Origin of the sequence: Bordetella genomosp. 12 (assembly GCF_002261355.1) — a bacterium.
Lineage (GTDB): Bacteria > Pseudomonadota > Gammaproteobacteria > Burkholderiales > Burkholderiaceae_B > Bordetella.
Genome location: NZ_NEVU01000001.1, coordinates 452,088 through 472,634 on the forward strand (window position 1 = coordinate 452,088; position 20,547 = coordinate 472,634).

At 66.3% G+C, this 20,547-nt stretch carries 22 protein-coding genes and 1 pseudogene; 16 read left to right on the forward strand and 7 right to left on the reverse strand.

Going from position 1 to position 20,547, the window contains the following annotated elements; translation table 11 throughout:
* Positions 1-19: 19 nt before the first annotated feature.
* Positions 20-451: a VOC family protein gene (locus CAL22_RS02190; protein ID WP_094809944.1), complete on the reverse strand. Its 432-nt coding sequence runs from the start codon at positions 449-451 to the stop codon at positions 20-22.
* Between the two features lie 141 nt (positions 452-592).
* On the opposite strand from CAL22_RS02190, the gene CAL22_RS02195 reads away from it, so the two are divergent.
* Positions 593-1,504: a LysR family transcriptional regulator gene (locus CAL22_RS02195; RefSeq protein WP_094809946.1), complete on the forward strand. Its 912-nt coding sequence runs from the start codon at positions 593-595 to the stop codon at positions 1,502-1,504.
* On the opposite strand, the gene serA is transcribed toward CAL22_RS02195, so the two are convergent.
* The 6 genes and pseudogenes from serA to phoB all read right to left on the reverse strand — a co-directional run bounded on the left by serA (position 1,479) and on the right by phoB (position 7,513).
* On the reverse strand, positions 1,479-2,678 hold the full coding sequence (gene serA / locus CAL22_RS02200; RefSeq protein ID WP_094809948.1) for a phosphoglycerate dehydrogenase: 1,200 nt from the start codon (positions 2,676-2,678) through the stop codon (positions 1,479-1,481). The genes CAL22_RS02195 and serA overlap by 26 nt on opposite strands.
* A gap of 192 nt (positions 2,679-2,870) precedes the next feature.
* A complete protein-coding gene (locus CAL22_RS02205) occupies positions 2,871-3,347 on the reverse strand; it encodes a cupredoxin family protein (RefSeq protein WP_094809950.1) in 477 nt (158 codons plus the stop codon).
* 54 nt (positions 3,348-3,401) lie between these two features.
* Positions 3,402-4,777, reverse strand: a pseudogene (locus CAL22_RS02210) (heavy metal sensor histidine kinase); the annotation flags it as partial.
* Positions 4,774-5,445, reverse strand: coding sequence for a heavy metal response regulator transcription factor (locus tag CAL22_RS02215; RefSeq protein ID WP_094809952.1), 672 nt, complete (start codon positions 5,443-5,445; stop codon positions 4,774-4,776). The gene CAL22_RS02215 and the pseudogene CAL22_RS02210, both read right to left, overlap by 4 nt.
* Positions 5,446-5,503: 58 nt before the next feature.
* Positions 5,504-6,802, reverse strand: a complete 1,299-nt coding sequence (gene phoR / locus CAL22_RS02220; protein WP_094809954.1) for a phosphate regulon sensor histidine kinase PhoR — start codon at positions 6,800-6,802, stop codon at positions 5,504-5,506.
* 12 nt (positions 6,803-6,814) lie between these two features.
* On the reverse strand, positions 6,815-7,513 hold the full coding sequence (gene phoB, locus CAL22_RS02225; RefSeq protein WP_005018221.1) for a phosphate regulon transcriptional regulator PhoB: 699 nt from the start codon (positions 7,511-7,513) through the stop codon (positions 6,815-6,817).
* Positions 7,514-7,653: 140 nt separating this feature from the next.
* Between phoB and ubiE the strand changes: the two genes are divergently transcribed.
* The 15 genes from ubiE to ubiB all read left to right on the forward strand — a co-directional run bounded on the left by ubiE (position 7,654) and on the right by ubiB (position 20,543).
* Entirely contained in the window at positions 7,654-8,424 is a 771-nt protein-coding gene (gene ubiE / locus CAL22_RS02230; protein ID WP_094809956.1) for a bifunctional demethylmenaquinone methyltransferase/2-methoxy-6-polyprenyl-1,4-benzoquinol methylase UbiE, read from the forward strand.
* A gap of 169 nt (positions 8,425-8,593) precedes the next feature.
* Positions 8,594-9,592 carry a Tim44 domain-containing protein gene (locus CAL22_RS02235; RefSeq protein WP_094809958.1) on the forward strand — a complete coding sequence of 333 codons (999 nt, stop codon included), beginning with the start codon at positions 8,594-8,596 and terminating at the stop codon, positions 9,590-9,592.
* A gap of 407 nt (positions 9,593-9,999) precedes the next feature.
* Positions 10,000-10,746 (forward strand): ABC transporter permease, encoded by a 747-nt coding sequence (locus tag CAL22_RS02240; protein WP_244193760.1) that lies wholly within the window; start codon positions 10,000-10,002, stop codon positions 10,744-10,746.
* 1 nt (position 10,747) lies between these two features.
* On the forward strand, positions 10,748-11,476 hold the full coding sequence (locus CAL22_RS02245; RefSeq protein ID WP_094809960.1) for an ABC transporter ATP-binding protein: 729 nt from the start codon (positions 10,748-10,750) through the stop codon (positions 11,474-11,476).
* An 8-nt stretch (positions 11,477-11,484) separates the two neighbouring features.
* On the forward strand, positions 11,485-11,724 hold the full coding sequence (locus CAL22_RS02250; protein WP_094809962.1) for an acyl carrier protein: 240 nt from the start codon (positions 11,485-11,487) through the stop codon (positions 11,722-11,724).
* Positions 11,724-12,812 (forward strand): ketoacyl-ACP synthase III, encoded by a 1,089-nt coding sequence (locus tag CAL22_RS02255; RefSeq protein ID WP_094809964.1) that lies wholly within the window; start codon positions 11,724-11,726, stop codon positions 12,810-12,812. Before CAL22_RS02250 ends, CAL22_RS02255 begins: the two co-directional genes overlap by 1 nt.
* On the forward strand, positions 12,784-13,413 hold the full coding sequence (locus CAL22_RS02260; RefSeq protein ID WP_094809966.1) for a hypothetical protein: 630 nt from the start codon (positions 12,784-12,786) through the stop codon (positions 13,411-13,413). Before CAL22_RS02255 ends, CAL22_RS02260 begins: the two co-directional genes overlap by 29 nt.
* Positions 13,410-14,123 carry an SDR family NAD(P)-dependent oxidoreductase gene (locus CAL22_RS02265; RefSeq protein WP_094809968.1) on the forward strand — a complete coding sequence of 238 codons (714 nt, stop codon included), beginning with the start codon at positions 13,410-13,412 and terminating at the stop codon, positions 14,121-14,123. Before CAL22_RS02260 ends, CAL22_RS02265 begins: the two co-directional genes overlap by 4 nt.
* Positions 14,120-14,722, forward strand: a complete 603-nt coding sequence (locus CAL22_RS02270) for a glycosyl transferase (RefSeq protein ID WP_094809970.1) — start codon at positions 14,120-14,122, stop codon at positions 14,720-14,722. Before CAL22_RS02265 ends, CAL22_RS02270 begins: the two co-directional genes overlap by 4 nt.
* Complete coding sequence (locus tag CAL22_RS02275; protein ID WP_094809972.1) at positions 14,719-15,882, forward strand: aromatic ring-hydroxylating oxygenase subunit alpha; 1,164 nt, start codon at positions 14,719-14,721, stop codon at positions 15,880-15,882. Before CAL22_RS02270 ends, CAL22_RS02275 begins: the two co-directional genes overlap by 4 nt.
* 5 nt (positions 15,883-15,887) lie before the next feature.
* Positions 15,888-16,523: an acyltransferase gene (locus CAL22_RS02280; protein ID WP_244193761.1), complete on the forward strand. Its 636-nt coding sequence runs from the start codon at positions 15,888-15,890 to the stop codon at positions 16,521-16,523.
* Positions 16,510-17,118, forward strand: a complete 609-nt coding sequence (locus CAL22_RS02285; RefSeq protein ID WP_094809976.1) for a sugar transferase — start codon at positions 16,510-16,512, stop codon at positions 17,116-17,118. Before CAL22_RS02280 ends, CAL22_RS02285 begins: the two co-directional genes overlap by 14 nt.
* On the forward strand, positions 17,115-18,266 hold the full coding sequence (locus CAL22_RS02290; protein ID WP_094809978.1) for a DegT/DnrJ/EryC1/StrS family aminotransferase: 1,152 nt from the start codon (positions 17,115-17,117) through the stop codon (positions 18,264-18,266). Before CAL22_RS02285 ends, CAL22_RS02290 begins: the two co-directional genes overlap by 4 nt.
* A gap of 85 nt (positions 18,267-18,351) precedes the next feature.
* Entirely contained in the window at positions 18,352-18,993 is a 642-nt protein-coding gene (locus CAL22_RS02295) for a ubiquinone biosynthesis accessory factor UbiJ (protein ID WP_094809980.1), read from the forward strand.
* Positions 18,990-20,543 (forward strand): ubiquinone biosynthesis regulatory protein kinase UbiB, encoded by a 1,554-nt coding sequence (gene ubiB / locus CAL22_RS02300; RefSeq protein ID WP_094809982.1) that lies wholly within the window; start codon positions 18,990-18,992, stop codon positions 20,541-20,543. The genes CAL22_RS02295 and ubiB overlap by 4 nt, the downstream gene beginning before the upstream one ends.
* Positions 20,544-20,547 lie beyond the last annotated feature (4 nt).

Genomic DNA, 20,547 nt, shown 5'->3' on the forward strand with positions numbered 1-20,547 from the left:
CCTGCTGGGCGGCAAGGGCTTATTTGGCGAACAGCGACTCGATGTTCTTGAAGGCCTTGAATTCCAGGGCATTGCCCGATTGGTCCAGGAAGAACATGGTGGCTTGCTCGCCGACTTCACCCTTGAAACGAATGTAGGGCTCGATGACGAAATCGGTGCCTGCGTCGGTCAGCTTCTTGGCCATGGCTTCCCATTGTTCCATCGAAAGCACGACGCCGAAGTGACGCACGGGCACGTTGTGTGAGTCTACGGCATTGGTGGCGTTTGCGCCGCATTCTTGAGGGGCCAGGTGAGCCACGATCTGGTGACCGTAGAAATTGAAGTCGATCCACTCGGGCGAGCTGCGCCCTTCCGAACAGCCCAGCAGTTCGCCGTAGAACGCGCGGGCCTCGGCCAGGTCGCGGACCGGGAAGGCAAGGTGGAAAGGGGGGATGGCGGTTTGAGTGGTCATGATGGCAGTTCCCAGGCAGGGCAGCACAATGCTGCGAGCGACATAGTGTACGGATTGTTTTTTTGATCGAAAAACGATATTTTTTGGGACTGACAATCAATTTATTTGATGCTTGTAAGGGGATAAAGGTCGTCCCTAATTATGTTGCGAGAGTTCAAAACCTTTGTTGCCGTCGCGCGGGACGGCACCTTCACCGGCGCGGGCCGGCAATTGGGCCTGACGCAGTCGGCGGTCAGCGCCCAGATCCGGCGTCTGGAAGATCACCTCGGGGTCACCTTGTTCGACCGCAGCGCCAAGGCGGCCGCGCTCAATGCGCATGGCCGCGAGCTCCTGCCCCAGGCCGAGGAGTTGCTGGCGCTGGCCGACGGCATGGTCAAGCAGGCCGGCGGGCGCGTCAGCGGCGTGCTGCGCATCGGCGCCATCGCCTCGGTGCAGCAGGATTTGCTGGTGCATGCGCTGCGGCCCTTCCGGGCCGCCTATCCCGATGTCCGGGTGCGTGTGGTGCCCGGCGTGTCGCTGACACTGCTGGGCCAGGTCGACGCCGGGGAAGTCGATCTGGTCGTGCAGATCCGGCCGCCGTTTGCCCTGCCGCCTGAATTGGCCTGGCAGGCCTTGTTGCGCGAACCCATGGTGCTGGCGGTGCCGGACCATATGCCGATCCGGCCGTGGCGCGAAGTGCTCGAGTCCGAGCCTTTCATCCGCTATGAGCGCGCTTCATTCGGGGGGCGCCTGGTGGATCGCTTCTTGCGGCAGCACCGCATCGCGGTGCAGGAGGCGGTGGAGCTCGATGAAATCGACGCCTTGGCCAATCTGGTGCGCGCCGGGTTGGGCGTGGCCATTCTGCCCCGCACGCGGTGGCTCAATCTCGATGGTTTGCGCCTGATCGATCTGGGTGAGCCGGACTTCGCTCGCGAGATCGGCGTCATCGGACGCCTGTCGCGTCCGGCCATCCTGGAAAAAATGGTGGACTGCCTGCGGCAGGCCAGTGTCGAACAGGCCGGGCCCGTGGACCCGGCCTGTGCGTCCATCAGAGACGATCGCAGCGCACGGTGATGGGGTGGCTGCGCAGTGCGCTCATGACGGCATCATCGACCGTGCCGTCGACGTCGGTGACCACATAGCCGATCTGGCCCCGGGTCTGCAGCGTCTGGCTGACGATGTTCAGGCCATGCTCGGCCAGCAGGTTGTCCAGCGAGCCGAGCGCGCCCGGCGCATTGCGGTGCACATGCAGGATGCGCGCCGCGCCGGCGGGTTCGACGTAGGCCAGCTCCGGGAAGTTGACCGCCGTCTTGGTCGTGCCGGCTCGCAGGAAACGCACCAGTTTTTCAGCGACCTCGCGGCCGATGTTTTCCTGGGACTCCTGGGTGCTGCCGCCGATGTGCGGCGTGAGGATGACGTTGGGCAGGCCGATGAGCGGGCTGGCCAACGGTTCATCCGGACCCTTGGGCTCGGACGGGAACACGTCGAGCGCGGCGCCGGCCAGATGGCCTTCGCGCAAAGCGGTGTTCAGTGCGTCGATATCCACCACCGCGCCGCGCGAGGCGTTGATCAGAATGGCGCCACGGCGCATCTGGGACAGCGTGTCGGCGTTGATGATGTTTTCGGTGCTCTTGCCGCCAGGCACATGCAGCGTCACCACGTCGGATTGGTTCAGCAGTTCGGTCAGCGAGGCGGCCGCGCGCGCGTTGCCCAGCGGCAGCTTGGCCTCGACGTCGAAGTACACCACGCGCATGCCGATGGCTTCGGCCAGCGTGCTGATCTGCGAACCGATATTGCCGTAGCCGACGATGCCCAGGGTCTTGCCGCGCGCCTCGAAGGCGCCGGCGGCGCTTTTGTCCCAATGGCCCTGGTGCACGCGCAGGTTCTTTTCGGGAATGCGGCGCAGCAGCAGGATGGCTTCGCCCAGCACCAGTTCGGCAACCGAACGGGTGTTGGAGAAGGGCGCATTGAACACGGGGATGCCCCGCTTCATGGCGGCGTCGACATCGACCTGGTTGGTGCCGATGCAGAAGCAGCCCACCACGCGGATGTCGGGAAACTCGGCCAGCAGCTCGGCATCGAGATGAGTACGAGAGCGGATCCCCACCACTTCGGCGCCGCGCAGGGCGGCGCGCAACTCGGCGGCCGGCAAGGCCGTGCTGTGCGTGGCGATATCGGAGTAGCCGGCGGCTTCAAAGACCGCGCGCGCGCTGGGGTGGACGTTCTCGAAAAAAACGATTTGAGCCATAGATGCTTGCCGTAAGGAAAGAGTGGCCCGGGCAGTCCCGGAACCGGCGCCAGTGGGCACCGGCATTCCATTGTGGCGCAATTTCATGCTGCAAGCGCACAATCCCTTGGCGTCAGTGTGGCCTCATGCCGCGGTCTGGCGGCGCGCCCATTTAATGGGGACGCAATAAATGCGCGTGGCGGCCCGGGCGTGTCAGGGGGCCGCGACGATCACTTTGCCCAGCATGCCGGCCGGGTAGTGCCCGGGTTCCAGGCAGCCGAAGTCGACCTCGCCTTGCGCCGGGAACTGCCAGCTCAGTTCGCCCGTCTGGCCTGCCGCCAGCGAAACGGCATTGCCCCCCGCGTGATGGGCCGCGCCTGGTTGCTGCAGCATCATCTGATAGTGAGCCTGCAGGTCAGCAGGTGTGCCCAGCACGAACTCATGCCGGATCTGGCCGCTGTTCTTGACGACGAAGCGCACGGTCTCTCCTGGCCTGACGTCGATGCGTGACGGCGTAAACCGCATGTTGTCGGTCATGTCGATCTGAACGGTGCGCGTGGCCTGGCTGGCAGGATGGCCGATATCGGCCGTGGCCGGGTGCATCCCGGCGTGATCGGGCGCGGCCGTGGCCGGGCCGGCAGGCGCTGCGGCGGCGATGGCAAGCACGGCAAGAGCAAGGAAGGATTTCATGAAAGCAGCCTCGGTAAGTCGGGCTGCCACTCTAGCCAGGGCGGGCTGACCCCAGCCTGTCGCCAACATTACGATTCTGTCATCCGCGCCGGGCCCAGCGTCAGGCCGATGTCGGTGCCGCGCGCGTCGCTCCGGGCATGGACCTGGCCGCCGTGCATGATGGCGATGGCCCGCACGATGGCCAGCCCCAGCCCGTGGCCCTCGCCGCGGCGGCGTTGGGCCGCGCCGGCGCGATAAAAACGCTCGAACAGCTGGGGCAGATCCGCCGCCGCGATGGGCGGCCCGGGATTCTGGACGGAGATCCGGGCGGCCTGGCCGGGCAGGGCTTCGCACACGATACGGATGGTGCCGCCGGGCGCGGTCGCGCGAATGGCGTTGGCCACCAGGTTGACCATGGCGCGGCGCAGCAGATTGGCATTGGCGCGCACTTGCGCCCGGCCCTGGACGAGTAGCTGCAGTTGCTCGGCCTCGAGCGCCGGCTCGAAGAATTCCGCCACCCGCCTGGCCTCCTGTTCCAGCGCCACGGGGGCGGCGTCAGCCGCCCGTTCTCCGCCGTCGGCGCGGGCCAGAAACAGCATATCGTTGATCAATGTCTTCATGTCTTCCAGCTCTTCGAGGCTGGAGGACAAGGTGTCGCGCAATTCGCTATTGCTGCGCGGCGCCGACAGCGCGAGCTGAGCGCCGTTGATCAAGGTGGCCAGGGGGGTGCGCAATTCATGGGCCACATTGGCGTTAAAGCCTTCCATCTGCTGATAGGCCTGTTGCAGGCGCTCCAGCGTCCGGTTGACGCTGGCGGCCAGATCACGCACCTCGCGATCGATGCCGGCCAAGGGCAGGCGGCGCTCCAGGTGCTCCGGGCCGATGCCGGCGGCCTGTGCCGACAGGCGCCGCATCGGCGCGAGCGTGCGCCTGACCGCCCAGGCCGACAAGATTACGGTCAGGCTCACCCACAGCACGCAGATCAGCAAAAGCGCGCTGCCATAGGCATAGAGAAACTGGCTGCCCGCACCCGTGCCCACGGCCACCGTCAGCTGCCCGCCGGGCAGGCCATGCGCATCCAGGGGCCATTGCACGCCGTGCAGCCGCGCACCCCCGGCCGTCTGGACGTCGACTTCCTGGCCGGCGCGGCGGTGGATCCGCGGCTCGGCGTCGCCGTACAGCAGCTCGCCGCCGGCCTGGACCCAAACGGCGAGATTGCCGTGGCCAGCGGTCATGCCGTCCAGGATGGCGCGCAGCCCGCTCAGCGAGCCGGGCTGCATGCCCGCCAGATGGGCGATGAGCTCGGCCTTGCCGGCCGCCTCCGTCACCTCCTGGCGGCGCACTTCGCGATCCAGCGCCCAATAAAGCGTCAGCCCCGCCACCAGAGACACCAGCAGGGCGATGGCGCCCAGGGCCAGCGTGAGCCGCCGCTGCAGCGAAGGCGTTCTCACGCGCGGCGCTCCAGCACATAGCCCATGCCGCGCACCGTGTGTAGCAGCTTGTGTTCGAAAGGGTCGTCGAGTTTGCCGCGCAGCCGCCGGATGGCCACGTCGATCACATTGGTATCGCTGTCGAAGTTCATGTCCCAGACCTGCTCGGCCAGCGTGGCCCGCGACAGCACCTGGCCCTGCCGGCGCAGCAGCAGGGCCAGCAAGGTGAATTCCTTGGCCGTCAGATCCAGACGCTGGCGCGCGCGCAAAGCCTTGCGGCTGGCCAGATCCAGCTCCAGGTCGTCCAGCCGCAGGACGGTTGGCTCCTGCGCGCGCCCGCGGCGCTGCAGGGCATGCACCCGGGCCAGCAGTTCGGAAAACGCAAAGGGCTTGACCAGATAATCATCCGCGCCGCCTTCCAGGCCCCGCACCCGGTCTTCGACGCGGTCGCGCGCGGTCAGCATCAGCACCGGGGTGCTGCGCCGCTGGCGCAGCTCGCGCAACACGCTCAGGCCATCGCGGCCGGGCAGCATCACATCGAGAATGACCACGTCGTAATCGCCCTCGATGGCCAGATGGCAGCCATCGATCCCGTCATGCGCCAGATCGACGACATGATTCTGTTCTGACAGGCCTTTGTGCAGGTAGGCGGCGAGCTTGGGTTCGTCCTCGACGACGAGAATGCGCATGGCAGATGGCGGGAAATGGCGGACGCGCCATTATCCGCCATCCTGTTGCGCGGCCTGGCTAGGCGGGTACGACGCGGTCGGCAGGGAAGTGCAGCGCGAAGGTGCTGCCCTTGCCGGGTTCGCTTTCGATCACCAGCTCGGCGTCGTGGCGTAGCACGATGTGCTTGGTGATGGCCAGACCCAGGCCGGTGCCGCCCACCGCGCGCGAACGGCCGCGGTCGACGCGATAGAACCGCTCGGTCAGGCGCGGGATATGCCGCGCCGGAATGCCGATGCCGGTATCGCGCACGCTGTAGCGCGCGCCGCCGTCCGGCATGCCCTCCCAGCGTACGCTGATGTGGCCGCCCTCGGGGGTGTAGCGCACGGCGTTGGTCAGCAGGTTCGACAACGCCGAGGCCAGCTCCGAGCCGCTGCCCAGCACGTCCAGCTCGGCATCGATATGCCAGTCGAATTGATGGCGGCCGCCGGACAGCGCCTCGGCCTGCTGGCGCGCGGCCTGCAGCAAAGCGTGGATGTTCACGGCCACGGGGTCGGTGCCGGGCGAGGACTCCAGCGTCGAGAGGGTGAGCAGATCCTCGACGATGGCCTGCATGCGTTGCGCCTGCTCCAGCATCATCGCCAGGTATTGGCTGCGCTGCTCTTCACCCAGCGCCTCGGCCGGCATATCGTGCAGGGTCTCCAGAAAACCCGCCAGCACCGTCAGGGGGGTGCGCAATTCGTGCGACACATTGGCCACGAAGTCGCGCCGCGTGGTCTCGAGCTTTTCGATCTGAGTGACGTCGCGCGAGATCAGCAGACGGCGGCTGGAAGCATAGGTGGCCAGCTGAATCATCATGACGCGCTCCTGGCCGCTCTGCCCCAGGCGCACCAGGATGGGCTCGGGCCAGCTGCTGCGATGCGCGTAGGCGACGAATTCGGGCGCGCGCAGCAGATTCATCAGGTTCTGGCCCCGGTCGGCGGGCAGGCGCAGTCCCAGATGGCGGCGCGCCATGCGATTGCCCCACTCGATCTGGAAGTCTTCGTTCAGGGTCACCACGCCATCGGGCAGCGCCTGGGCGGCGGCCAGCATGCCCTGCATGGTTTCCTGCAGCTCGGCCAGCTCGCGCCGGCGCGCCCGGGTATAGCGGTAAAGCGGCGCCAGGATGTCTTCCCAGGGCCCCACGCCGGCCGGCGGCGCCGAGTCCGGATCATGCGCCCAGGCCGAGACCCGCTGCAGGCGCCAGCTGCGCCAGAGCACCATCGCCGCCATGGCGGCCGAAAACAGGATCCAGCCGGCAGGCGAGCCCGCCAGCGCGTGAAGGACCAGACTGATCACCCCCCACAGGGCAATCAACAACAGCGTGCGCAGCCAGATCATCGTGGATCGCTTCTACCGGGCCGGCACCTGGGAGGTGAACCGGTAGCCGCTGCCGCGCACGGTTTCCACATGCGCGTCATGGCCGCTGGGCTCGAGTGCCTTGCGCAGGCGGCGGATATGGACGTCGACGGTGCGCTCTTCGACAAAGACATGATCGCCCCAGACTTGATCGAGCAGTTGCGAGCGCGAGAACACGCGTTCAGGGTGGGTCATGAAAAAATGCAGCAGGCGGAACTCGGTCGGGCCGATCTGCAGGGGCTGGGTATTGCCCGACAAGCGGTGCGTGACCGGATCCAGCTTCAGGCCGCTGACGTCGATGATGTCATCGGTCAGTTGCGGGGCGCGGCGGCGCAGCACCGCCTTGATGCGCGCCATCAGCTCCTTGGGCGAGAAGGGCTTGGTGATGTAGTCGTCGGCGCCGGCCTCCAGGCCATCGACCTTGTCCTGTTCGGCGCCCTTGGCGGTGAGCATGATGACCGGCACATTGCGGGTGCGCTCGTCGTCGCGCAACTTGCGGGCCAGCGACAGGCCCGACATGCCGGGCAGCATCCAGTCCAGCAGGATCAGATCGGGGAGTTCGGCGCGGATCAGGGTTTGAGCCTGTTCGGCGTCGAACGCACGCAGGACTTTGTGGCCGGCGAAAGACAGGTTGACCGCGATCAGTTCCTGGATGGCGGGTTCGTCTTCGACGACAAGAATAGTGCTAGACATAGGGATGGGTACGCAGCAGGGCGCCTGATGGCGCGAACGTTGCCATAGTATGGCCGCAATATTTCAGGTATGTGACCAAGCCCGCGGCCGGATTGCCCGCGCCAATCGGCTACCATTGGACCATATCCCGGGATTTCACCATGCAAAAGCCTTCCTCTCCTTCCGATACGTCCCCTTCCGGCAGCACCCACTTCGGCTTCCAGTCCGTGGCCGAAGGCGACAAGGCGCGCAAAGTTGCCGAAGTCTTCCATTCGGTGGCCTCGCGCTACGACGTCATGAATGACCTGATGTCGGGCGGTCTGCACCGTATCTGGAAAGCCTTCACCATTGGCCGCGCCGCCGTGCGGCCCGGCATGAAAGTGCTGGATATCGCTGGCGGCACGGGCGATCTGGCCCGCGCCTTTGCCAAGCGCGCCGGCCCGACGGGCGAAGTGTGGCTGACCGACATCAACGATTCCATGCTGCGCGTGGGCCGCGACCGCCTGACCGATGGCGGCCTCATCCTGCCGGTGGCCGTCTGTGATGCCGAAAAGCTGCCTTTTCCGGACGCTTACTTCGACCGTGTGAGCGTGGCCTTCGGTTTGCGCAACATGACCCACAAAGACCGCGCGCTGGCGGAAATGAGCCGGGTGCTCAAGCCCGGCGGCAAATTGCTGGTCCTGGAGTTCTCGCGCGTGGCCAAGCCGCTGGCGCCGGCCTACGACTGGTACTCCTTCAATGTGCTCCCCTGGCTGGGCAAGAAGGTCGCCAATGACGAGGCGAGCTACCGCTATCTGGCCGAGTCCATCCGCATGCATCCTGACCAGGACACCCTGGCCGACATGATGCGCGCCGCCGGCCTGGACCGGGTGCAGTACTTCAACCTGACCGCCGGCGTGGCCGCCCTGCACGAAGGGGTGCGCCTGAGCTGAGCGCGAGTTCCGCCCGGGGCGGTGTTTTTCCCTATGGGCGGAACTTGTGGCGGACGACCTTGTCCGTTATTCTTCAGGTTATTCAGTTTTATGTAAGAAAAGGGCGGCAGGCACCGCCTGGCCGCCCCTCGCTCCTGCGGGGGGGCAATATACGAGGAGCATTATCGTCATGTCCATCAAGTTTGGCCTTTCCCGAGTGCTGGCCGCGGCGTTGATCGCTGTCTCCGGCGCCGCGCTGATCACCGCGTCCTTCGACGCGGAAGCGCGCCGCGCCGGCGGCGGTTCCAGCGCTGGCCGCCAATCTTCCAATGTCACCACCCAGCGTCAGGCGACCAAGCCGCCGGCCACCCCGGGTGCGGGCACCACCGCCGGCGCCACCTCCGCCGCCGCAGGCACCGCTGCAGCGGGTGCCGCGGCCAAGAGCGGCGCATCGCGCTGGCTGGGCCCCATCGCCGGCATCGCCGCCGGCCTGGGTCTGGCGGCGCTGTTCTCCAGCCTGGGTCTGGGCGGCGCGCTGGCCGAGTTCCTCAGCAGCGCCCTGCTCATCGGCCTGGTGATCTTCGCCGTGTTGTTCATCGTCCGCCGTTTGCGCGGCGCCGCGCCGCGTCAGGCCATGCAGGGGGCTTACAGCACCTCGGCCAACCCGTCTGCGCAGCAGAACGCTCAGCCGGCCTGGCGCGAAAGCCTCGCGCCGGCGCCTGCCGCCGCGCCCGTCGCCGCGGCCGCGGCCGCACCCGTGGCGGCCGCCGCTCTGCCCAAGGCGGGCGAGGACGGCAACTGGTTCATCCCCGGCGACTTCGACACCCCGCGTTTTCTGCAGCAGGCCAAAGACCAGTTCGTGCGTATCCAGGCCATCTGGGATAGCGGCAACGTCGACAATCTGCGCGATCTGCTCACCGATGACCTGATCGCCGAGCTCAAGCCGCAACTCGAAGCGCGTGGCAACGAAGCCAACAAGACCGAGGTCGTGTTGCTCAACGCCGAGCTGCTGGGTATCGAGACGGTCTCCGATGGCCATCTGGCCAGCGTGCGCTTCTCCGGCATGCTGCGCGAGACCCCGGGCGCCGAAGCCTTCCGCTTCGAAGAGGTCTGGAATCTCTTCAAGCCCACCAGCGGCGGCTGGCTGCTGGCCGGCATTCAACAGATCCCGGTCGAATACGCCAGCTGATCTTTCAGACTCCGTAGTACCTTTGGATGCCCGCGCCTAGCGCGGGCATTTTTCTTGGCGGACGCAAACCGGCTTCTACCGGCGGCAGCGAAACCGGCACGCCGTTTGCGCGAAACCCCTGACAGGCAGGGCGCCAGCGGCGAGGCAGACTATTCATGCCGCCCGCGCCTGTCGCGCGCCAGCCGTGCGCCTCCGGCAGCGCGGCTGCCGTGCAGAAATTTCCTTCCCCGCCGCCGGGTGCCGTAAGACGTGTCTACAGGAAATCGGCTCCAGGCGCAGCGACCCCGGCTGACAGACCACGCTGGCGCGCCTCTTTAGACTCTGCATCCAGGTTTATCACTGCCAGAAAGAGGGTGATTCATGGAGGTCAGTGCGTGAAGCGGGATGGAGTCGGTTGCCTTCGCTATGTGCGAAATGCCCTGCACCTGAGCTGGGTGGATGTCCGCACGCGCTATCGCAAAAGCGTACTGGGTCCGTTGTGGCTGACACTGGGCAATACCATCGCCATCGTCGGTTTCAGCGCGGTCTGGGCCCAGCTGCTGCGCGTCGATCGCGCCGTGTTCGTGCCTTCGCTGACGGTCGGGCTGGTCATCTGGCAATACATCTCAGGCTGTCTGACCTCCTCCGTGACCGCCTACACCCAGCATGCCGCCGTGATGCGCAATCTGCGCATGCCGGTGTGGTTCTTCGTGGTACGCATCCAGGGCTACCACCTCATCAATTTCGCGCACAACCTCCTCTTGGTCGCCGCCGTGCTGTGCTACTTCGGTGCGCGGCCGACGACAGGCCTGGTTTGGTTTTTGCCGGGCTTGCTCCTGGTGGTGGCGATCTGTGCCTTGCTCAGCCTGGCGCTGGCCGCCCTGGGCGCGCGGTATCGCGATGTGCGCTACGCCATCGAGGTCAGCTTGCCGCTGCTTTTCTTCGTCAGCCCGGTGCTGTTTCGCCCGGAAAGCCTCGTGAGCGAGTACATCTGGCTCAACCCGGTCTCCTACCTCATCGAGGTGGTGCGCACCCCGCTGTTGTCCACCCTGGGCGGCCCCTTGCGGGCGGCCGGCTGGGTCTACGACGGCGGCCTGATCTTCCTGGGCGTCATGGTGCTGGTGTGCGCGGCCATCTATTGGCGCAATCCGCGCCGCATTCTGTTCTGGATCTGACATGGCGATGATCCGGTTCGAGGGGGTGTCGCTCACCTATCCGTTGTTCGACCTGCAGGCTTCCTTTCTGCGCAACCAGATTGCCAAGTGGCTGTCCTTGGGTCTGTTGTGCCACCGGGGCGGGCAGGTGCGCGCCATCGATGCCCTGCGCGACATCAACCTGGAAATCACCCAGGGCGACCGAGTCGGGCTGTATGGCCACAACGGCGCGGGCAAGAGCACCTTGCTGCGCACCATGGCCGGCATCTACCCGCCGCAGCGCGGGCGGATCTCGGTGCAGGGGCAGGCGGCCATGCTCTTTGATATCGAGGCCGGTCTGGATCCGGAGTTGAGCGGCCGCGAAAACGTCCTAAACCTCGGCCTCATCATGGGTTTACCGGCAGACCAATGCCGCGCCCTCGAGCCCGAGGTGTTGGCCTTCAGCGGTCTGGAGGCCTGGCGCGACGTGCCCGTGGGCGCGTACTCGAGCGGCATGCGGCTGCGCCTGCTCTTTGCCGTGGCCACCGCCGTGACGCCCGAGATCCTGTTGCTCGACGAATGGTTCTCGACCGGCGATGCCGAGTTCCAGGAAAAGAGCCTGAACCGCTTGCAGCAGATGATGGACCGCACGCACATCACGGTGCTGGCTTCCCACGATCAAGCGCTGCTGCGGCGGTATTGCAATCGCATCTTGGTGCTGGATTCGGGCCGCCTGCATGAAGTCTCGCCCACATCGTTCGCGTCTTTTTGAGGAAAGCAATGCAAAAACCGAGTCTGGAAGCGTTTATCGAGTCGTTCCTGACGGCCTGCGACTTCGTCCAGGAAGTCCGGGTGACGGGCGACACCCGCTTCGATGAAATGGCCGATTTCGATTCCCTGGCCATGCTGGGGGTCATCATCATGATGGAAGCCGAATTCGGTCGCCCGGTCACGGCCGACAAGATCTTTGCGCTGGGCAGCGTGGCCGCGCTGCACGCCTACGCCCAGGGAGAGCAGTGATGGGTGTCGTGCGCCTGGATCATGTCGCGGTGCGCGGCATCACCACTGCCGTGCCGCCGGGCCGCATGGACAACCTGGCCGTGCCGCCGGAGCAGCTCGCCCAGCGCGAGCGCCTGGTCAGAAACGTCGGCGTGCGGTGGCGGCCCTATTGTGCCGCCGGCATGATCTTCTCTGATCTGGCCCAGCACGCCGCGCAGACGCTGCTCGACGGCCTGGCTTGGGACAAATCCTCCATCGATGCGCTCATCTTGGTGACGCAATCGCCGGAGTTCACCATCCCGGCCACCTCCATCATCCTGCAACACCGGCTGGGCCTGCCGCTGGGGACCAGCGCCTTCGACATCAATCTGGGCTGCTCCGGCTACACCTACGGCATTTTCAACGCCGCCGCGCTGGTGGGCGAACATCGTTTTCGCCGCGTGCTGGTGCTGGTGGGTGACCAGGCCTCCTCCAACGACGGTCTGGACAACGGCCGCGACATCCTCTTTGGCGATGCGTGTACGGCCACGGCGCTCGAGTACGACCCCCAGGCGCAGCCGATCTGCTTCGAAGGGTTCTCGGATGGCTCGGGCTACGAGGCCATCATCATCCCGCACGGCGGCAAGCGCTATCCGTCCAATGACAGCAGCCGCCAGCCGCGCCTGTGCGCCGATGGCGTCATGCGGCGCGCCGATGATGTCTGGCTCGACGGCCCGGCCATCCTGACTTTCTCCACGCTGCGCGCCCCTGAAGCCATACGCCGCATGCTGAGCCATGTCGGCAAGGGGGTGGACGACATCGATTACTACGTCGTGCACCAGGCCAACCGCATGATCAACAACACCATCCGCCAGAAGGTGGGCGGCTCCGTGGAGCAGTGGCCTTCGTCGCTGGAACACTATGGCAACACCAGTTCGGCCAGCATCCCGGTGACGATATCCAGCCAATTGAGCGCCGCCGCGCAAGCGCGCCGGCTGCAATGGATTTTGTGCGGCTTTGGCATCGGCCTGAGCTGGGGCACGCTCTATCTGCAGACCGAGCCCTTCTACGCACCCGAACCCTTTGTACTGGAGCATCGCTATGATTTCCAGCCGACTCGGATTTCGTGAGCGCCGCTATCTGGTCCTGGGCCGCGCCGCTGGCCCGGAGATGCAGGCTGCGCGCCGTTTGCTCGACCTAGGCGCCGCGGTGCACATCGTGTGCGCCGAGGCGCTGGAACCCGCGCTCGAACCCTGCCGCCTGGCCGTGGGGGCAGAGCCGGATGCCGCGGGCTGGCTGAACGCTCTGTCCGACCGGGTGCTGCAAGGGGCCGTGATCGCGCCCTGGAAAACCGGGCCCGTCCCCTTGCTGGGCGCTGATCCGCAAACCTGGGAGGCGCGGCTGCGCAGCAATGTCTTGGCGCCGTTGCAACTGATCCAGGGCCTGGCCGCTTCAGGCCGGTTTGCCGCCGGGGCATCGCTGGTGCTGTGCATGGATGACGCCTCGGGGGGCGACCTCGCCGCGGCCGCGGCCTCGGCCGGCTTGCAGCAGGCGCTTTTCCAGGGCCGGCGCGAGTTGTTGCAGGCCGGCATACGAGTCAACTTCCTCTCCGGCCAGCACGCCGATGCCGGCCCCATGCTGTTTCTGCTCAGCGATGCCTCGCGCTGGATGACGGGCAGCCGCATGGTGGCCGATCGGGGCCTGAGCTTACGCAAGGTGCCGCTGTCATGATGTCGCATCCCTTCATGTCTCTCGAGGGCAAGCACCTGCTGGTGGCGGGCGCAGGCTCGGATATCGGCAAGGCCACGGCCGAGGGCGCGCGCGCCTTGGGCGCCGTGGTGCAGGGGGTGGCGCGTCAGCCTCAGGAGGATCCTGCCGTCACGCCGGTCAATCTGCTCGACGACGAGGCGCTCAAGGGTTGGGTGCGCGAGCTGGCGCAGCCGCTCGATGGTCTGGTGTTCTGCATCGGCCAGGCCCTGCTCATGCCGGCGCATATGCTGGGACGCGAGGTCATCGCCCGGGTCATGGACGTCAATGTCGGCAGCTTTGTCGCGCTGCTGGCGGCGCTGTTGCGGGCGCGCAAGCTCAATGCCGGCGCGTCCATCGTGGCTCTGTCCTCGATCAGTGCGCACACGGCCACCGAAGGCGTGACGCCTTACGCCATGTCCAAGGCCGCGCTGTCGGCGGGGGTGCGTAATCTGGCGCTGGAGCTGCAGCGCCGCGACATCCGCATCAATGCGGTATCGCCCGCCATGGTGCGCACCAAAATGACCGCCGGCAGCGACGTCTTCAGCCTCGAAGAAATGGCCCGCGAGCGCTACCCCATGGGCGTGGCCTCGCCTGACGACGTGGCCGCGCTGGTGCTTTTTCTGCTGTCTGACGAGGCGGTCTCGGTCACGGGCTGGGACACGCTGCTGACCGGAGGCGTGGTCGACATATGACGCAACGCATCTGCCTGTTGGGCGCTGGCGGCCTGGGCCGCGAAGTCCAGGCCTGGCTGGACGAGCATGTCGTGGGCTTTGTCGATACCCGCGAGGAGATGCAAGGCAAAGAGGTCGCCGGGCTGCCCATTCTGGGCCGCCCGGATGACGTGCCCATCGCCGGCGACATGCTGTTTCTGTGCGCCGTCAGCAGCCCGCGCATCAAGCGCCTGCTGGTCGGCGGCATCGTGGCGCGCGGCGGCGCCATGTTGGCGCTGCCGCCGCGCATGCTGGGCGCACGCAGCGAATTCGGCTTGTCCTGTGCGTTTGATGACGTCCGCGTCTCACCCGATTGCCGGGTGGCGGACTACGTCCATCTGTCCGCCGGCGTGGTGGTCGGGCACGACTCCGAAATCGGTGCGTATTGCCATATCGGCGAAGGCGTTTTTATCGGCGGCGAATGCCGCATCGAAGAAGACGTGGTCATTCATCCCCGGGCCTGTATCAGCCGTGGCGTGGTCATCGGCAAGGGGGCCGAAATCGGCCTGGGCGCGGTCGTCCTGCGGGACGTCCCGCCCGAGGCAGTGATGGTGGGGAATCCTGCAAGGAGAGTTGGATGAAGGAAGCAGTATTTGAGCCTCAGTGGTATTGCGACCCGCACTATGCCGAGCTGGAGCGCAAAAACGTATTTGAGAAACTTTGGCTGGCTGCCGGCTTTACCTCTGCGGTGAAGAACAACGGTGATTATTTTGTCCTGATGATCCACGGGCAGCGCGTGCTGGTGCATCGCCTTGGCAAAGAGATCGTTGCCTATGTGGATGCCTGCCCCCACCGGGGCGGGGTGATTGCCACGGCCGAAATGGGTAATACACGTCCGGTGTGCAAATACCACGGCTGGGCTTTCCGTGATGGCCGCGGCCTGACCGGGGTGCCCATGGGGTCTCAGTTCGAGAGCGACGATGCCATGAGGGATCGCTCGTGTGGACGCAGTCTCAAGCCTTTGGCCGTGCATTGTGTCGGTCCGCTCATCTTCGTGAACCTGGCCGACAATCCTCTGCCGTTCGAAGAGCAGTTCAATGACGAGCTGATCGATGTGTTCGGACGCATGGGAGAAACCTCGACCATGATCCAGTTGAGTTTCAAAGGGGACTTTAACTGGAAGCTCAATGCCGAGAACGTGCGTGATTCGCTGCACCCGCTGTTCGTGCACACCGAGAGTTTTTCGTCAGTGCTGCCGGATGTCACCGACGCCTACAACCAGGACCGTATCGTGCGCCTGCAGCAGACCGAGCAGCAGGACTACGCCAGATATGACCCGAGCGTTCCGGCGTTGCGCGACCTCAGCTATATCTGGCGGACGTATCTGGATGAAGGCAGTTACTGGTACGACAGCATGGTGCAGCGCTCTTTGCCGCATGACTGCTTTCTCAACATGCTGCTCTTTCCCAATACGAATCTGTATTCTGTCGGCGGCCGTTACTACGCCATGCAGCAGTATCTACCCACCAGCGCGACGACGTTCGATTATCGGCTGAGCATTGCCATGCCGCAGATGTTGCAGCGATTTGATGCGCAAGGGTTGTTGACGTCGATCGCCCGATCTGAGCGCTACGTCATCGATGAAGATAGCGTGATCCTCAGGCGCGTGCAGCAGAATCTGACCGCGATGGCGCAGCGGCGCTTCCGCTTCACGCAAGGCGATTATGAAACGCCCATCATGCAGTTCATGCGTTATATGGGCGGCGCTGTTTATCAAGAACCTCCTACGTGTCAGGCCTGACTGCCATGCATATCATTCTTGCTCAAGCCTATCTTCCCGGGTTGGTCCGGCGCTATATCGCGGCCAGGCATCCCGAGGCCACGGTGCAGACGTTGGAGAGTGTGCCCAACCTCGGGCCCGATCCGGCGGCCATTGCCGCGCTCGAATGCGCCGACAGAGACTGTTTGCTGTTTGGCGACGGCATGTTTTCCAACTCGGCGCGCACGGCCATCTTTACCCGGCTCAAGGCGCTGGGCCTGTCGTTGGGGACGGCGATCTTCGACGAAGCCCTGGTCAGCGAGGACGCTCGCGTCGGCACGGGCTCGATACTCTACCCGCACTGCGTGGTGGACGCGCAATCCGTGATCGGCTTTAACACCATCATCGGGCCGGGGGCCGTCATCGAGGACGGCGTCAACATCGGCAATCACTGCTTCATCGGCGCGCGCTGCGTGGTCAAACGCGGCAGTGAAATCGGCAGCGGCAGCTATCTGGCCGATGGCTGCGTGGTGGGCGGAGTGCATGGCTACCGGGGAGAGACGACCTCGGTCAAGCTCGGGCGCGGCGTGGTGGTCTATGACACGCTGGCCATCCGCCAGGATCTGGAAGCCGGGGTGGTGCGGGACTCTCTCGTGGCGGACGAGATCCGTGTCTTGCGTTAGCCGCCTGATGCGCCGGATCGCCGCGGCGGGTTTGCTGGTGGCGCTGGCCCCGCTGTTGGGGGTGCTGGCCGCGGCGGTGGCGCTGACTCAGGGCCGGCCGGTCATTTTCCGGCAGTGGCGCGCCGGCCAGCATGGCGAGGCCTTTGCCTTGTGCAAATTCCGCACCATGCGCCTGCCGCGCTATGCCGGCGAGCCGGATGAGGCGCGGCTGACGCGCTTGGGGCGCTGGCTCAGGCGCAGCAGCCTGGATGAGTTGCCGGGGCTGTGGAGCATCGTGCGCGGGGAGATGAACTTCATCGGCCCGCGGCCCTTGCCGCTGGACTATCTGCCGCGCTATAGCGCCGAGCAGCGCCGCCGGCATCTGGTGCCGCCCGGCATGACGGGTTGGGCGCAGGTGCACGGGCGCAATGCGCTGGACTGGCCGACGCGGCTGCAGCTCGATGTCTGGTATGTCGACCACCATAACTGGCGGCTGGATCTGCGCATCCTGTGGCGGACGGTCTGGGTGGTGCTGGGCGGGGCGGGGATAGGGTCGCCGGGCAGGCCCACCGGTGAGGAGTTCCGCGGCCAGGAGGGGCCAGGAGAGCTTTCATGAGCTGGCCCGTTTACGCTGCCGACGAGATCGCCGCCGTGGCGGATGTCCTGCGGCGAGGCCAGGGCAATGCCTGGGCCGGTCCGGATGTGGCGGCTTTTGAGCAGGAGTATGCGCGGCAGGTGGGCCAGCCTTACGCCGTGGCGCTGTCCAACGGGACGGTGGCGCTGGAGCTTGCGCTGCGGGCGTTGGGCATCGGCCCGGGCGACGAGGTGCTGGTGACCGCCCGCTCTTTCGTGGCGTCGGCCAGCGCCATCGTGGCGGCGGGCGCGCGCCCCGTCTTTGCCGATGTCGACCCTGACAGCCAGAACGTGACCGCGCGCACGCTGGAGGCGGCCCGCACGCCGCGCACGCGCGCGGCGGTGCTGGTGCATCTGGCGGGCTGGATGTGCGAGATGGACGAGATCCTGGCCTGGGCGGGCAGGCATGGCATCCGCACGCTGGAGGATTGCGCACAGGCGCATGGCGCCAGCTATCGCGGCGCGCCGGCGGGCAGCCTGGGCGACGCGGCGGCCTGGTCGTTCTGCCAGGACAAGATCATCTCCACGGGCGGCGAAGGGGGGATGGTCACCACGGCCTCGGCCGACGTGTGGCAGCGCGTCTGGAGCCTGAAGGATCATGGCAAGCGGCCCGGGCCGTTGGCCAGCACCGGGCCGGGTTTTCAGTGGCGGCACGAGGCGTTTGGGGGCAATGCCCGCATGACGGCCATGCAGGCGGCTATCGGGCGCCTCCAGTTGCGCAAGTGCGCGGCCTGGGTGGCGCGGCGGCGCGAACATGCGCAGCGGCTGCTGGATGCCGCGGCCCGCTATCCCGCCTTGCGGGTGCCCCGCCCGCCCGAGCATATCGGCCATGCCTATTACCGCTGCTATGTGTTTGTGCAGGCATCCGCCTTGCGGGCGGGGTGGACGCGCGACGCGCTGCTGGCAGCGCTGCAGGCCGAAGGGGTGCGCGCCTATCAGGGCGCTTGCCCCGAGATCTACCGCGAGGCGGCGTTTCAGCGGGCGGGCCTGGCGCCGGCGGCGCCGCTGCCGGTGGCGCAAGCGCTGGGCCTGAGCAGCCTGGCCTTCCCGGTGGACCCGGGCCTGGGCGAGGCCGAAGCCGCGCATCGCCTGCGGGTGCTGGACGCATTGATGGCGCGCGCCAGCCGCTAGGGCGGCGGCGGCGGGCCGCTTGCGCCTTAAAACGGTAAACTGCGGGAATGTTCGCCCTGCGAGCCTGTCCGTCCTATCGTTTTCGATGCTGCCATTCTCCGTCCTGCCTACCCCCACGCGTTTCGCGTTGCGCGCCCTCAATACCTTGCTTGACCGCGAGGCCTGGGCCCGTGAGCGCCTGGCTCGCCACAGCGGCAAGACCCTGCGCTTTGCGCTGGGCGGCGTCGGCGCGGCCCTGACCATCGACAGCGAGGGGCATCTGCAGCAGGCCGATCCGGCCATCGTGCCCGATGTGACGCTGTCGGCCGTGCCGGAGCGTTTCAACCCCTTGCGGTTTTTGCCCGGTTCGGCCAAGCCCGATCTGGCCGAGCTGACCCATATTTCGGGCGATGCCGCCCTGGCACAGGTGGTGGCGGACCTGGCGCGGGATCTGCGCTGGGATGCCGAAGACGATCTGGCGCGCGTGGTGGGCGACATCCCGGCGCTGCGCCTGATCTCCGGCGCCAAGGCCGTGTTCCAAGGCGCGCGGCAGGCCGCCGACCGGCTGGCCGGCAATGCCGCCGAGTATCTGGCCGAAGAAAGCGGCATGTTGGCGGGCAGGCCGGCGCTTGAGCAATGGCGCCTGGATCAGGCCGATCTGGAGCGCGACACCGACCGTGTGGCGCGCGCCATTGCCGCGCTGCAGGGCCGTGTGGCTGGCCTGGCGGCCCGGGGCGCACGCCCATGATGACGCTGCTGCGCTTGCTGCGCATTATCTGCGTGTCCCTGCGATATGGGCTGGACGAGCTGGTGCTGTCCAGCCTGAACCATCCGGTGGCCAATGGCCTGCTGCGCGTCATGCGGCTGGGTACGCGGCCGCGCGCGCCGCGCGGTGAGCGTCTGCGGCGGGCGCTGGAGTCGCTGGGCCCCATTTTCGTGAAGTTCGGTCAGGTACTGTCGACCCGACGGGACCTCATCCCGGCCGATATCGCCAATGAGCTGGCCCTGTTGCAGGATCGCGTGCCGCCGTTTCCGTCGGCGCAGGCCGCGGCCTCCATCGAGGCCGCGCTGGGCGCGCCGCCCACGCAGTTGTTCGCGCAATTCGAGACCGACCCGGTCGCTTCGGCCTCCATCGCGCAGGTGCACTTCGCGGTGCTGCATGATGGGCGCGAGGTGGCGGTCAAGGTATTGCGGCCGGGCATGCGCGACGTCATCGAAAAAGACATGGCGCTGTTGCGTATCGTGGCGCGCGTGATCGAGCGGCTGGGGCCGGATGGCCGCCGTCTCAAGCCGCGTGAAGTCGTGGCCGAGTTCGACAAATATCTGCACGACGAGCTCGACCTGGTGCGCGAGGCTTCCAATTGCAGCCAGTTGCGCCGCAATTTCGGCCCGGAATCCGGGCGTGGCGATGTGTTGATCGTGCCCGAGGTGATCTGGGAGTTCACGGCCAGCACGGTGTTCACCATGGAGCGCATGTACGGCGTGCCGGTGGGACAGATCGATCGCTTGCGCGCCGCCGGCATCGACATCCCGACGCTGGCGCGCAGCGGCGTGGAGATCTTTTTCACGCAGGTGTTCGCGGATGGTTTTTTCCATGCCGACATGCACCCGGGCAATATTTACGTCTCCGATAACCCGGCCACGCTGGGGCGTTACATCGCCCTGGATTTCGGGATCGTGGGGTCGTTGTCGGAGTTCGACAAGAATTATCTGGCGCAGAATTTCCTGGCCTTTTTCCGCCGTGACTACCGCCGCGTGGCGCAGTTGCACATCGAGTCGGGCTGGGTGCCGGCCGATACGCGCGAAGAAGAGCTCGAAGGCGCCGTGCGCGCAGTCTGCGAACCTTATTTCGACCGGCCGCTGGCCGAGATCTCGCTGGGGCAGGTGTTGTTGCGCCTGTTCCAGACCTCGCGGCGTTTCAACGTCGAAATCCAGCCTCAGCTGGTGTTGTTGCAGAAAACCTTGCTCAATGTCGAAGGCCTGGGCCGTCAGTTGGACCCCAACCTCGACCTGTGGAAGACCGCCAAACCTTATCTGGAGCGCTGGATGCGCGAGCGGGTGGGTTGGGATGGGCTCAAGCGCAGTCTGACCAAGGAGGCGGTGCAGTGGTCGCAGATGTTGCCGGCCGTGCCTCGCCTGGTGCACGACTATCTGAACCGCCCGGATGTTTCGCAGCAGATGCTGGCCGAGACGAAGCGACTGCGCCGCGCGCAGGAGCAGGGCAATCGCCTGGTCGCCGCATTGACCGCGGTGCTCGCCGTGGGGATCGCGGTGGCGCTGTGGGCGCTGACGAGATAGGGCG

What these genes read in the sequence shown, in the direction of transcription:
- CAL22_RS02275 (WP_094809972.1), top strand. Translation starts at nt 14,719, where the DNA reads ATGAAGGAAGCAGTATTTGAGCCTCAGTGGTATTGCGACCCGCACTAT.
- CAL22_RS02255 (WP_094809964.1), top strand. Translation starts at nt 11,724, where the DNA reads ATGGGTGTCGTGCGCCTGGATCATGTCGCGGTGCGCGGCATCACCACT.
- CAL22_RS02295 (WP_094809980.1), top strand. Translation starts at nt 18,352, where the DNA reads ATGCTGCCATTCTCCGTCCTGCCTACCCCCACGCGTTTCGCGTTGCGC.
- CAL22_RS02280 (WP_244193761.1), top strand. Translation starts at nt 15,888, where the DNA reads ATGCATATCATTCTTGCTCAAGCCTATCTTCCCGGGTTGGTCCGGCGC.
- CAL22_RS02205 (WP_094809950.1), bottom strand. Translation starts at nt 3,347, where the DNA reads ATGAAATCCTTCCTTGCTCTTGCCGTGCTTGCCATCGCCGCCGCAGCG.
- CAL22_RS02190 (WP_094809944.1), bottom strand. Translation starts at nt 451, where the DNA reads ATGACCACTCAAACCGCCATCCCCCCTTTCCACCTTGCCTTCCCGGTC.
- CAL22_RS02235 (WP_094809958.1), top strand. Translation starts at nt 8,594, where the DNA reads ATGTCCATCAAGTTTGGCCTTTCCCGAGTGCTGGCCGCGGCGTTGATC.
- phoR (WP_094809954.1), bottom strand. Translation starts at nt 6,802, where the DNA reads ATGATCTGGCTGCGCACGCTGTTGTTGATTGCCCTGTGGGGGGTGATC.
- serA (WP_094809948.1), bottom strand. Translation starts at nt 2,678, where the DNA reads ATGGCTCAAATCGTTTTTTTCGAGAACGTCCACCCCAGCGCGCGCGCG.
- CAL22_RS02195 (WP_094809946.1), top strand. Translation starts at nt 593, where the DNA reads ATGTTGCGAGAGTTCAAAACCTTTGTTGCCGTCGCGCGGGACGGCACC.
- CAL22_RS02250 (WP_094809962.1), top strand. Translation starts at nt 11,485, where the DNA reads ATGCAAAAACCGAGTCTGGAAGCGTTTATCGAGTCGTTCCTGACGGCC.
- CAL22_RS02245 (WP_094809960.1), top strand. Translation starts at nt 10,748, where the DNA reads ATGGCGATGATCCGGTTCGAGGGGGTGTCGCTCACCTATCCGTTGTTC.
- ubiE (WP_094809956.1), top strand. Translation starts at nt 7,654, where the DNA reads ATGCAAAAGCCTTCCTCTCCTTCCGATACGTCCCCTTCCGGCAGCACC.
- ubiB (WP_094809982.1), top strand. Translation starts at nt 18,990, where the DNA reads ATGATGACGCTGCTGCGCTTGCTGCGCATTATCTGCGTGTCCCTGCGA.
- CAL22_RS02260 (WP_094809966.1), top strand. Translation starts at nt 12,784, where the DNA reads ATGATTTCCAGCCGACTCGGATTTCGTGAGCGCCGCTATCTGGTCCTG.
- phoB (WP_005018221.1), bottom strand. Translation starts at nt 7,513, where the DNA reads ATGTCTAGCACTATTCTTGTCGTCGAAGACGAACCCGCCATCCAGGAA.
- CAL22_RS02265 (WP_094809968.1), top strand. Translation starts at nt 13,410, where the DNA reads ATGATGTCGCATCCCTTCATGTCTCTCGAGGGCAAGCACCTGCTGGTG.
- CAL22_RS02290 (WP_094809978.1), top strand. Translation starts at nt 17,115, where the DNA reads ATGAGCTGGCCCGTTTACGCTGCCGACGAGATCGCCGCCGTGGCGGAT.
- CAL22_RS02215 (WP_094809952.1), bottom strand. Translation starts at nt 5,445, where the DNA reads ATGCGCATTCTCGTCGTCGAGGACGAACCCAAGCTCGCCGCCTACCTG.
- CAL22_RS02270 (WP_094809970.1), top strand. Translation starts at nt 14,120, where the DNA reads ATGACGCAACGCATCTGCCTGTTGGGCGCTGGCGGCCTGGGCCGCGAA.